The organism is Psychrosphaera sp. HA2-10 (genome assembly GCF_055693745.1).
This window is the reverse complement of the sequence record NZ_CM146341.1, coordinates 1,390,057-1,402,297: the sequence shown is the minus strand read 5'-3', so window position 1 is coordinate 1,402,297 and position 12,241 is coordinate 1,390,057. Positions and strand designations below refer to the sequence as shown.

The 12,241-nt window shown below is 37.6% G+C and carries 11 protein-coding genes; 3 read left to right on the top strand and 8 right to left on the bottom strand.

Annotation, left to right across the window (positions count from 1 at the left end; translation table 11 throughout):
* Positions 1-31: 31 nt before the first annotated feature.
* The 4 genes from ppnN to yfbR form a co-directional block, all read right to left on the bottom strand.
* Complete coding sequence (gene ppnN / locus ACZ1GV_RS06375) at positions 32-1,387, bottom strand: nucleotide 5'-monophosphate nucleosidase PpnN (protein WP_472675741.1); 1,356 nt, start codon at positions 1,385-1,387, stop codon at positions 32-34.
* 10 nt (positions 1,388-1,397) lie between these two features.
* Positions 1,398-2,927 carry a GGDEF domain-containing protein gene (locus ACZ1GV_RS06370; RefSeq protein ID WP_472675740.1) on the bottom strand — a complete coding sequence of 510 codons (1,530 nt, stop codon included), beginning with the start codon at positions 2,925-2,927 and terminating at the stop codon, positions 1,398-1,400.
* Positions 2,928-3,227: 300 nt separating this feature from the next.
* Positions 3,228-4,550: an anti-phage deoxyguanosine triphosphatase gene (locus ACZ1GV_RS06365; protein ID WP_472675739.1), complete on the bottom strand. Its 1,323-nt coding sequence runs from the start codon at positions 4,548-4,550 to the stop codon at positions 3,228-3,230.
* Between the two features lie 11 nt (positions 4,551-4,561).
* Positions 4,562-5,155 (bottom strand): 5'-deoxynucleotidase, encoded by a 594-nt coding sequence (gene yfbR, locus ACZ1GV_RS06360; RefSeq protein ID WP_472675738.1) that lies wholly within the window; start codon positions 5,153-5,155, stop codon positions 4,562-4,564.
* A gap of 160 nt (positions 5,156-5,315) precedes the next feature.
* Here yfbR and ACZ1GV_RS06355 point away from each other — a divergent pair, with 160 nt between their 5' ends.
* From ACZ1GV_RS06355 to ACZ1GV_RS06345, 3 genes are read left to right on the top strand one after another with little or no spacing between them, the layout of a single operon-like run.
* Positions 5,316-5,885: a hypothetical protein gene (locus tag ACZ1GV_RS06355; protein ID WP_472675737.1), complete on the top strand. Its 570-nt coding sequence runs from the start codon at positions 5,316-5,318 to the stop codon at positions 5,883-5,885.
* A 58-nt stretch (positions 5,886-5,943) separates the two neighbouring features.
* Complete coding sequence (locus ACZ1GV_RS06350) at positions 5,944-6,741, top strand: glucosaminidase domain-containing protein (protein WP_472675736.1); 798 nt, start codon at positions 5,944-5,946, stop codon at positions 6,739-6,741.
* 3 nt (positions 6,742-6,744) lie between these two features.
* Positions 6,745-7,392, top strand: coding sequence for a DUF2987 domain-containing protein (locus ACZ1GV_RS06345; RefSeq protein ID WP_472675735.1), 648 nt, complete (start codon positions 6,745-6,747; stop codon positions 7,390-7,392).
* Between the two features lie 3 nt (positions 7,393-7,395).
* Here the strand turns inward: ACZ1GV_RS06345 and yfaE are convergent, their stop codons facing one another.
* The 4 genes from yfaE to ubiG form a co-directional block, all read right to left on the bottom strand.
* A complete protein-coding gene (gene yfaE, locus ACZ1GV_RS06340; protein WP_472675734.1) occupies positions 7,396-7,662 on the bottom strand; it encodes a class I ribonucleotide reductase maintenance protein YfaE in 267 nt (88 codons plus the stop codon).
* Positions 7,663-7,688: 26 nt separating this feature from the next.
* Positions 7,689-8,819 (bottom strand): class Ia ribonucleoside-diphosphate reductase subunit beta, encoded by a 1,131-nt coding sequence (gene nrdB / locus ACZ1GV_RS06335; protein WP_472675733.1) that lies wholly within the window; start codon positions 8,817-8,819, stop codon positions 7,689-7,691.
* Between the two features lie 40 nt (positions 8,820-8,859).
* Complete coding sequence (nrdA, locus tag ACZ1GV_RS06330; RefSeq protein WP_472675732.1) at positions 8,860-11,175, bottom strand: class 1a ribonucleoside-diphosphate reductase subunit alpha; 2,316 nt, start codon at positions 11,173-11,175, stop codon at positions 8,860-8,862.
* Between the two features lie 325 nt (positions 11,176-11,500).
* A complete protein-coding gene (gene ubiG, locus ACZ1GV_RS06325) occupies positions 11,501-12,229 on the bottom strand; it encodes a bifunctional 2-polyprenyl-6-hydroxyphenol methylase/3-demethylubiquinol 3-O-methyltransferase UbiG (RefSeq protein ID WP_472675731.1) in 729 nt (242 codons plus the stop codon).
* Between the last annotated feature and the right edge of the window lie 12 nt (positions 12,230-12,241).

The window sequence follows — 12,241 nt, the reverse complement described above, 5'->3', positions numbered from 1 at the left end:
GTCAAAACTAACTTTGTAAAAATTTGTTGTTTTAAGTTTTAATTTTATAACAAGGCTCATAGTGTGAGCCAGGCAACTTCATTCGACCTTGTTTAACAAACGCTTCTAGAAGTTTGTCCATCTTTTCCATCAGATCATTATCTCCCGAAAGCTCAAACGGGCCATGCTCTTTTACAGACAACAGACCTTCTTCTTTGATGTTTCCGGCAACGATACCAGAAAAAGCTCGGCGTAAATTTGCCGCCAATGATTCTACTGGTTGGTCTAAGTGTAAATTTAAACGCGCCATATTCTCGTGCGTAGGATCAAAACTCTGCTGGAAAGGCTCAGGAATTTTTAATGTCCAATTGAATTGGTAGGCATCACCAATAGTCTTTCTGTGAATTCTAAGCGGTTCCATCTTAGATTTAATCAAAGACGCTACTTCAATTGCATCATTCGGAATGATTGTAAGTAAATCTCTAGCCTTTTTACCTAACACACTTTCCACAAAGTCAGCAATTTCTTCAAAATATGCAATTGATGATTTAGGCCCAGTTAAAATAATAGGCAATATCTGTTGTTCATTTTCAGGATTTAACATTAATCCAACAATGTATAACAATTCTTCGGCTGTTCCTGCACCACCTGGAAATATAACGATGGAGTGAGCAACGCGAACAAAGGCTTCTAAGCGTTTTTCGATATCAGGTAAAATTACTAATTCATTTACAATTGGATTTGGTGCTTCCGCGGCGATAATACTAGGCTCAGTTAATCCTAAGTAACGACCGTTTTTAATGCGCTGTTTCGAATGGGCTAACGCGGCACCTTTCATTGGACCCTTCATCGCGCCTGGGCCACAACCCGTACATATATTTAAGCCACGAAGTCCAAGTTGATAACCAACTTCTTTTGTATAGTCATATTCCTCTGGGCCGATAGAGTGCCCACCCCAACAAACGACTAGGTTCGGCGCGTCAATAGGTTGCACTACACCCGCATTTCTAAGCATGTCAAAAACATTATTTGTTATTTGCTTATGCTCTGGGATATTCAGGGCAGGTTGGTGCTGATATTTATTTGCGTTAAATAAAATATCTCGTATTACCGCTTGTAAGTGCTCTTGAATACCTACAATGATTTTACCGTCAACAAAAGCTGACTCTGGTGGGTTGATTAACTCAATCTTTATTCCACGTTCTTTTGAAATTAAATGAATATCAAAGTCTTTATATTTATTATAGATTTCAGCGCTATCATCTGTTTCGCTGCCTACGTTCAATACTGCAAGGGCACAACTTCTAAAAAGTCTATATAAATCACTGTTTGACGACTTCTCTAGTTGTTTTACCTCGATTTGAGACAATAAATTCATTCCATCGAGCGGGCTTAATACTATCCGCATAACTACTCCTTTATTTTTTATAACAAACCTTATTACGTCCAGAATGTTTGGCTTCGTATAAGGCTTTGTCCGCTCGGTCAAAAGCGGTATGTACATTGTCAGCCGCTAAAAATGCGGTAAATCCAATGGATATTGTAATATTTAATGGCGTATCTTTAACTTTAAATGGTATTTTTTCAACCGCCATTCGTAATTTTTCTAGTGGTCCTGCCACTTGGTTTGGATCACTGTTCACCATTATGACAACGAACTCTTCGCCGCCATAACGGGCTAAAAAATCAGTTTTCCGCAAGTTTTTTTGTAATGTGTTAGCCACAATTTTAAGTGTTTTATCACCGACACTGTGTCCGTAGTTGTCGTTTATTTTTTTAAAATGATCAATATCAATAACAGCAATTGTCAAAGGCTGAGGTTGTCTTAACCAGCGTTGGTATTCCTCTTGTATACGGTTGTCGTATGCGCCTCTATTCGGTAAGCCAGTTAAAGTATCTATACCGTTTCTGACCTTTTCTTCCAACCACTTGTTTCTATAGTAGTCAGTACGTTGCTCTAAGCCACCCAATTTTGCTTCCATTGCATTTAAGGACTTCTGTAACTTGTCAGATCGTTGTTGTTCAATGTCATCACGCTTTTTGATAGAGGTATTTATGACAGAAAGCTTTTTATCAATTACGACTTGCAGTTCGTTTAAAGAAGTAGCAGTGCTAGTACTCTCCGACAACTCTTTAATTTGTTTGTCAATTTGAGAGTTGAGTGCTCGTAACTGTTTATCATAACCCTTTGAGCTTTTTAGCGACTCAATTAACGTAGTGTGTACATCTGCTAATGCTTTGTTAATATTAACAATTAATGATTGTGTCTGAGTAAACTCTTCACTAAATCTTCCTACGACATCTTCGAAAAAACCAAGGCAAATATCTAACTTTTGTTCATCATTACTAGAAATACGTATTCTATCGCTAAACGAGTCGAGGCTCGGCTTAATAACATCTTGTTGAGATAGACTTACCAACCCAGTTATTAAACGTTCTATCATGTTATTACTCAAAACATTCGTTTCTGGATTACTGTTGCCTGAGTACGACGACGACGGGGGTACTTTAATTGAAACTAATATCTTTACAAGTTTCGTTATATTGGGCTGTATCTCTGTAAGGACGTTTGAGTCAGTTGCTTTTATTTTATTTAACACCATTCTCAAGCTGCGACGCAGGTCGGCGTCCATACCTTTAATCGATTGTAGCGACTCGCCGATATCTAACATGTCTTTTTTAATGTTTCGTAGACAGGTAGAAAATTCAGATTCAAATCCTTTTAAGCTCTGATTAACAGATATTATGTGCCCACTTAAGTCGTCACCTGTAGAGGTTTGCTTTATAGCTTTTCTTAGACCGGCTAATTTATGATCAAGCTCTTTTTGGTTTCCCTTGAGTAAAGCTCCAAATCGCTCGATAAGTTTAAAGGACTCTGTGAGGTTCTTATCTAGCGAAGCGTTTACATCATGAAGCTTATTCACTTCCGAATTTGATTTAGTACTCATATAGTCGCTTGTGATAGGTGAGTTTTAATATTTGGGATATGGAGTAACTATAATTGTAAACCAAAAAAAAAGCCATGTAACATGACTTTTTCTATTGGTCGATCAGCTTATTTTGGTACATAAACTACTAAAATAAATGATTTATTTTAGTAGGTAATAAGGTAACCAGTTCGGCTCTTGTTTGTACTCATCATTCATAGTGACTCTCCATAAATAGCAACATAGGCTTATACGTCCAAATATAAACCAATATTGCAAATATTGAAAGTACTTTTGTATGGTTACAGGTTGGGTTACAAATTAAGATGATGCAAACATGGTGTTATACAATCTAATCGCTTGGCTGTCTGACATGTTTGCTAGATAATCGCAGATCTCTCTGCGTTGCTCAGTTTGTGAATTTAACTGTTCAAAACGAGCTAAGGTGGCGGAAGGCAGAAGTCGTTGCGGGTCAGATAGAAAGGCTAAAAATAGCTTAACTAACATTTGTTGTCCTTTAAACTCAGCTTGCTGAATTTCAGGTGTCTGAATCACGTTGTTAAAAACAAATCTTTTTAGTAATTGTAAAATTGGCTTCGACATTTCATTTAAAGCGACGTTATATTTAAGTAAAGGGTCGTTAAAGTCCTCAGATACTTGTTTTATTTCGATGCTGGTAATTAAATGATTAACCAAAGCACCAATTGCATTTTTCCTCTTAGAAGGTGTGTCGCTAAACAGCATGATTGTTAATTGTTCGGCATGTTTTTTTGCCCAAGGATTTTCAATAATCTTTAATTCAGATAAAACGTCAGTTTCCCATTGATGCTTTTGAACATTTTCAAGCACTATTGCATCTTCTAAATCATGCACGGCATAAGCGATATCATCTGCAATTTCCATTAGGGACGAGTCAAAAGATTTATAAATAGTTTTACTTTGTTGATAAGGGGCTTCGTTGGTGTTCGAACTGTTAATGGCTGTGCAAAACAAGTGTTTATCGTCGTCATTAAAAAGTGAAAACACCCAGTTAACAACATCTTGATCGGCTCTAAATAGCCCTTTGGTTGGCTTCCAAAGACTGGTGTTCAAAAAAGGGATAGACTTGTCGTTATTATTCTTAAATTCAGCGTTGTTACTAATAAATTGCGGATATTTTATAAGGCCTAAAACCGTTCTACGGGTAAGATCCATACCATGATGTTCAGTATACGGTTCTAACTTAGAAACTATTCGTAATGTTTGTCCATTGGCTTCAAAGCCTCCAGCGTCAAACATCATGTAATTTAAAGCTATTTCACCGCCGTGTCCAAAAGGCGGGTGACCAATATCATGAGCCAGACAGATTGCTTCAACTAATGCATCAGGGGGTAAGATGCCTTGTAAAGTGGCGTTAGCTATTACTTGTTCGCTTTGTTTAAGTTGCGCTAATAGGCCAGTGCCAATTTGAGCCACTTCTAATGAGTGGGTTAGGCGGGTTCGATAAAAATCATCTTGCCCGACTCCCATGATTTGAGTTTTAGCTTGTAACCTTCGAAAAGCTGCAGAATGTAAAATTCGGGCTTTATCTCTTTGATAAGGCTCGCGGTGATCGTTCGGTCTTACGTTGTCGTTTTGTGAGCGACGCTCAGTCCAAGCTTTCATTAATCTACTCTTTACAAAGGTTGAGATATTTCATCAAAGCTAAGCGAAAAGCTAGGTAAAAAAACATCGATAAAATAACGTAGTTCATCTGTTTGATATTTCTCTAATGACTTCTCTATATTTTTTTTTGCTTTTTCAAATTCATGATTTCCTGCAGCTATTTCTTCAATTGCTTTGATATAACCACATACTACATCAGCGGATTTTACAATAAATGCAACGTCTTCTGGTATTTTGTGATGATCAATTAATGGTAGAAATTCGTCTTGAAATTCTTCGGGTAGCATTGATATAAGTGACTGCTCAGCAATGTTTTCTATTTTCTTGTATGCGCGAGCTATTTCCTCGTTGTGGTATTTAATAGGACTTGGAAGATCGCCCGTTAATACCTCGCTAGCGTCATGGTACAAAGCAACAACGGCCACTTGATAAGGATCGAGATTGCCACCAAACTTCTTGTTTTTTATTATTGCTAACATATGTGCAACAGTCGCAACTTGATGACTATGCTCTTGAACATTCTCTGGTGTCACGGTTCTCATTAATGGCCATCTAAAAATGAGTTTTAATCGTGACATGTTCGCAAAAAAGTGACTTTTTTCCATAACTTAACTTCTTCTTATAAATATGAGACAAGCATAGCAGTATTTTATTTTCAGTTCGATTGTCATTAGTCACATTTTGTTGCACAAAAATACATCTATAATTAAACACATGTGAGATTGTATACGTAAGTGTGTTTGTAAATTAACCAAAGAGTATTTTATGGCTTTACCTTTAATAGCGTTCGCCACGGTCATTGGTACAGCGTTAGCTAACGAAAACGCTAAAAAATATTATCGAGAACTCGATAGCCGACGATCATTAGATGACCATGACCTAGACTTCGCACGTACCGTTAAAATGCCATCAAGTTACTGTAATGGAAATTATAGTAACGAACCCGCAATGGGCAGTGTGGTGTGCTGTGAAGTTTTTAATGCATTCGATCATACCGGAGTGTGGATTGACCGGGATACGATAATAGAGTTTAGTAATTCAGGTCTGGTAAAGGCTGTATCAGCTGAGCGCTTTTTAAAACAACGGTCTGGAAATCACATTTATGTTGCCAATGATAAAAAAGGTCAGTCAATTCAGTTTGAAGGTTTGGCAGACAGGGCAGTAAGGCGCGTGTTTACGTATAATGAATATGATTTAGCAGAGAATAATTGTCATAACTTCGTATATCAATGTATAACAAATAGTGACGATAAAATAACTTTGTTTTCGTCGCTAACAAAGGCGATATCTAACCTAAGCGGTAGCCAAGTTTATTGGGATAAAGTTAAGGTATAACGCGCTTAATTGCTATGCTAAAATATTAATAAATAATTTGATAATATTTTAGGTGTTTATGCACAATCCTCCAAAGTCTAATCTGGTCAGTCGTTTACTAACAATAGTTATTGTAACTACATTTGCGGCTTATCCATTCTTTAATCATCCTGATAAGGCTGATGAAGACCAACAAGATGAAATCGCGGCAGAGACTAATGTCGTTTACGAAAATGAACATCTACCGGACTTTTCAGCAATTAGCGATGTTCGAGAGAAAAAAAAGGCATTTTTCTCATACCTACAGCCCCTTGTCGAACAGGTCAATTACGAAATAGAGCAGCAACGTGATTTTATCTTGAACTTGGATAAGATGCCGGTATCTAAAAACGAAAAAGCGAGACTAGCAAAAATATTAAAACGTTATGATGTTTCTAGTGAACTATCATTCGCAGAAATGAAAAAACGTCTATTGCGTAGAGCAGATACTTTACCCGTAGCGTTAGTATTAATGCAGGCTGCAAATGAAAGTGCTTGGGGAACGTCGAGGTTTGCGTTAGAGGCAAACAACCTTTTTGGCCAATGGTGCTTTAAAAAAGGTTGTGGTGTTATTCCAACAGGTCGCCCAGAAGGGCAAACTTATGAAGTGCGCCTGTTTAAGCATCCGATAGCATCAATACGTAGTTATTTTAATAACCTTAACACTGGCCATGCTTATGTTTCTTTACGTAGTGTTCGAGAGCAACAACGAAATCAACAAGAAGAACTAGATCCGTCAATGTTAGCAACGGGTTTGTTAAAGTATTCCATTAGACGAGAAGCTTATGTTGAAGAAATACAAACAATGATCCGTGTTAACAATAAGTATATAGATTAATTCATGAACAAAACCTTAATCAGCACACTATTGCTATCGGTTCTAGTTGCTCCGATAGCAGCAGCTAATACTAAGTCTTTATCTCTAAGTTATGACGGTTTCTTTGACCGAATAGAAAAACTAGATAAGCCTGAGTTTCAGAATGTGAAACTAGCTTTTTATCTCAAAGAAATAACAACTGGCCAACCATGCGAGATTAATTCGGTAAAGTTAAAAACCAAGCTAAAGTCACTAGATGTATATTTTTACGAAGACGGGGAGATCATTCTTCCTTTTGATAAGCAGTTTGACTTAGACAAGGCGCAAGTTGTTATTGATAAAAGAAATGATGATAACTGTGGGTTAGATATGCGTTTAGAAAGTGTGTTGCTTTTTGGCGAAGAAGTGACTGGCCAACAAATCCATAGTATGACAAATACATTTGATGAAGCATTAAAAAAGCAAACAGGTATGATGTCTTTTTTAGCACCTGACGTTGTCGGTCTTACGTTTCTTGGGAAAGGAGGTACGACGCTGCAAATTCAAACCCCAGATGTAGGCGTTTGCAATGATTTAGGTTGTACGATCACCAAAATAGAAATGACCGATCTTTCTAGAAAAGTAAGGTTTAATGAAAGGCCCGATAAAGTCGTGCCATACATAAAAAAATAGAGCTTACAAAAGCTCTATTTCTATATCTTCGATAGGTTGACTACAGCAAGTCAAGATCTCACCTTTGCGAACAAAGGCCAGTGGTTCATTTAAATACTCAACTGAACCACTTTTCAACTTACATCTACAAGCACCACAAAAACCTTCTCGGCAATGATATAGCATGTCTACGCCATTAGATTGTAATGAATCGAGCAAGGTTTTATCTGAGTTTGTGTAATCAAAATCAGTATCAGCTTTGTCACTTCGAATTACACGAACTTTTGCCATAGAGAGAAAAGTAATTGATGAATCAATTACAATTCAAAACCGTCAAACGCAGATGCGTTTACTTCAGAGTCGATTTGACCCACCAAGTAAGAGCTAATTTCAGCTTCTTGTGGAGCAACTTGTACGTTATCTGATTCTAAGTATTTATTCATCCATGGCAAAGGGTTGCTTTTTACATCAAACATAGTCGGCATACCAATAGCGGCCATACGATGATTTGCGATGTATTCAACATACTGACAAAGAATCTCTTCATTTAAACCTATCATTGAGCCATCTTTAAATAGGTAAGTTGCCCATTCTTTTTCTTGCTCAACCGCTTTAAGGAAGATTTGTTGCGCTTCAGCAAAACACTCAACACTGATCTCTTGCATTTCCGGATCGTCTTGCCCATCAGCCCACAAGTTAATGATGTGTTGCGTAGAGGTTAAATGTAGATTTTCGTCACGAGCGATCAAGCGAATAATTTTTGAGTTGCCTTCCATGATTTCACGTTCTGCGAATGCAAAAGTACAAGCAAAGCTTACATAAAAACGGATAGCTTCAAGCGCATTGATAGAGTTTACAGCAAGATAAAGCTTTTTCTTTAATTCACGAGTTGTAACATTGTACTCAACGCCGTCAATAGTATGCTTGCCTTCACCTAGTGTTTGAAATAACTGTGTGTGAAATATTAAATCATCATAATATTGAGATATATCAGTAGCACGCTTGAGTATTTCTTCATTTCTAACTATATCGTCAAAAATTGGGCTAGGGTCGTTAAACAAATTTCGAAGGATGTGTGTATATGAACGTGAGTGAATAGTTTCACTAAAAGACCATGTTTCAATCCAAGTTTCTAATTCTGGTAAAGACGTTATTGGTAAAAGAGCTACGTTAGGGCTTCGACCTTGAACAGAATCTAACAGCGTTTGATACTTTAAATTAGAAATAAAGATATGTTTTTCGCTTTCTGTCATAGACTGAAAATCGGCTCTGTCGCGACTTACGTCAATCTCTTCTGGACGCCAGAAAAAAGAAAGTTGTTTTTCAATAAGTTTCTCGAAGATGGAATGACGTTGCTGGTCGTAACGAGCAACGTTAACCGTTTCGCCAAAAAACATCGGCTGCTCTAGTGGATTAACATCTTTTTGATTAAAAGTGGTATAACGCATTATCTTTACTCTATTTAATTAGGTTATGAATGGCGTGTAATTAAATCTTACACGCACCGCCTTCACAGTCTTCATCATCTTCGATTACTACAGTCGTCGGTGGCTCTACAGCTTTCGTTTTGCCACCTTCAGTTACCGTACCAGCTTGGTCACGCGTGTTGTGATAATAAAGCGTTTTAACGCCGTATTTATAAGCCATTAGTAAATCTTTAAGTAACTGTTGCATAGGTACTCTATGATCAGGGTAGTTACTTGGATCATAATTTGTGTTTGCAGATATCGTTTGATCGATAAACTTCTGCATTATGCCAACTAGTTGTAAGTAACCTGTGTTGTTCTCTAAACTCCAAAGTAACTCATACTGGTCACGAAGCGTCGCAATCTCTGGCACTACCTGTTTTAGAATACCGTCCTTACTTGCTTTTATAGAAATCAAACCACGCGGTGGCTCAATACCATTAGTAGCATTTGAAATCTGTGATGAAGTTTCAGATGGCATAAGTGCTGATAATGTGGAATTACGTAAGCCATACTTAACCATATCCGCACGAAGACCTTCCCAATCTAAATGTAAAGGCTCATCACAGAACTCATCTACGGCCTTTTTATACGTATCGATAGGCAGTATACCTTGAGAATAGGTGGTCTCATTAAACTTAGGACAAGGCCCTTGTTCTTTGGCCAACACATTTGATGCTTTTAATAGGTAATACTGAATAGCTTCAAATGTTCGATGCGTAAGATTGTTGCCAGAACCATCAGAATACTTAGCACCATTCTTGGCTAAGTAGTACGCCATATTAATAACACCGATACCTAAAGTACGACGACCCATAGTTGCATTTTTAGCAGCAATTACCGGGTAATCTTGATAATCAAGTAAGTTATCTAAAGCACGAACAGCAAGTTCTGCTAATTCTTCTAATTCATCTAAAGAGTCAATAGCACCTAAGTTAAATGCTGACAGTGTACACAAGGCAATCTCACCTTCTTCATCATTAATGTGCTGAAGCGGTTTAGTTGGCAATGCGATTTCTAAACAAAGGTTACTTTGTCTAACTGGCGCTAATTTAGGATTAAAAGGACTGTGTGTATTACAGTGATCGACGTTCTGTAAATAGATTCTGCCTGTGCTAGCACGTTCGTTTAAGAACAAGCTAAATAACTCAATCGCTTTTATACGTTTCTTACGAATACTGTCATCATTTTCATATTTTACATATAACTCTTCGAACTTGTCCTGGTCTTCGAAGTAAGCATCGTATAAGCCAGGAACATCAGATGGACTGAACAAAGTAATGTAGTCATCTTTAATCAAACGAGAATACATAGTGCGGTTAAACTGTACGCCGTAATCTAAGTGGCGAACTCGGTTTTCTTCAACACCGCGGTTGTTTTTTAGCACTAAAAGCGACTCTACTTCTAAGTGCCAAAGTGGATAGAATAGGGTAGCGGCACCACCACGTACTCCACCTTGCGAACAGCTTTTAACGGCTGTTTGAAAGTGTTTGTAAAAAGGGATACAGCCGGTATGAAATGCTTCACCATTTCGAATAGAGCTACCTAAAGCACGTATACGGCCAGCGTTGATACCAATACCAGCGCGTTGACTAACATACTTAACAATTGCAGATGACGTTGCATTAATAGAATCTAGGTTATCGCCAGCTTCAATTAATACGCAAGAGCTAAATTGACGAGTAGGGGTACGAACACCAGACATAATTGGTGTAGGTAAAGAAATTTTAAACTGGGACGCAGCGTCATAAAAACGGCGAATATAATCTAACCGAGTGTCTGCTGGATACTTAGCAAAAAGGCAAGCTGCTACAAGGACGTATAGAAACTGTGCACTTTCATAAATTTCACCGGTAACTCGGTTTTGAACTAAGTATTTCCCTTCTAGTTGTTTTACCGCTGCATAGCTAAAATCAAGATCGCGGTTATGGACCATAAACTCGTCCATCGCATCGAATTCTGCTTCGGTAAAGTCTTCGAGTAAATGCTCGTCATAACGCTTATCTGCAACCATCTTTTTAACATGATCGTACAAACGAGGTGGTTCAAACTGACCATACGCTTTTTTACGTAGGTGAAACACAGCTAAACGCGCTGACATATATTGATAGTCAGGACTGGTTTCTGAAATCAGATCTGCGGCTGCTTTGATAATAGTTTCATGGATGTCTTCTGTTTTAATGCCATCATAAAATTGTATATGAGAGCGAATTTCAACTTCAGATACAGACACATTATCTAGACCTTTAGCGGCCCAAGTAATGACTCTATGGATTTTATCTAAGTCGAGAGGTTCTTTAGAACCATCTCGTTTGCTAACAGAAAGGCTGGTATTCATCTGGCCTGCTTGTCCTTTATTTTTATTGTATGCGCACGGATTATGCTAATCGTATTAACATTAACCAATTATTTTACCCATTGGATAAAAACACATCATATAGTGTTTTAATTATTACAGTGCCACAAGATAGAGTGTGTTGAGTCTCAATGCAACCCTAAATGTTGTGGTAAATATAGCCACTTTTTTACAGGGTAAGTGTTCCCTAACGCTATGACAATTACTGTCAAATACCGACAGAAAAAATCTAGTTAAAAACTAAAAAAAGATCTTTTTTTTATTCGAAAAAATTCATAAAAAAGGGCTCAAAACGAGCCCACTTTAGTTACAGTTTTTCACAGTAGATTAAATAGTTTACATCTACCCCTGGTTTAATCTTAAACTGTTCGGTAAACGGATTAAAATGTACACCTACTGCTTCTTTAACCTTTACACCATGGCGCTCAGCCCATCCAATGAGCTGCGCTGGTTTAATAAACTTATCAAAGTCATGCGTTCCGTCAGGAACGATTTTTAATAACTTTTCTGCGGCGATAATCGCTAATAAATAACTTTTGAATGTTTTATCAAGTGTTGAGAAAAATACCTTTCCTCCAGGCTTACATAATGTAATTGCCGCACGGACAACAGACTCAGGATCAGGTACATGTTCCAGCATTTCAAGACAAGTAACTATGTCATACTTATCTGGATATTCATTTGCGAATTGTTCTGCACTAGCTTTTATATACTCTACGTTCGCTATTTTGGATTCCATAGCATGAAGTCGGGCAACATTTAGCGAGTCATCAGCGAGATCGATACCAGTGACATCAGCACCTAACTTAGCCAATTGCTCAGCAAAAATACCACCACCGCAACCAATATCTAAAACAACTTGCTGGTCTACACCATTTGTTTTTTCTTGGATATATGCAACACGAGTAGGGTTCAATAAATGTAGAGGTTTAAAGTCTCCTTCTTTATCCCACCAAGCAGCTGCTATAGAGTTAAACTTGTTGATTTCACTATCATCAACATTAGTTATATTTTGAGGATTCTGTTCAGGCTTCATTTTGATCCATTA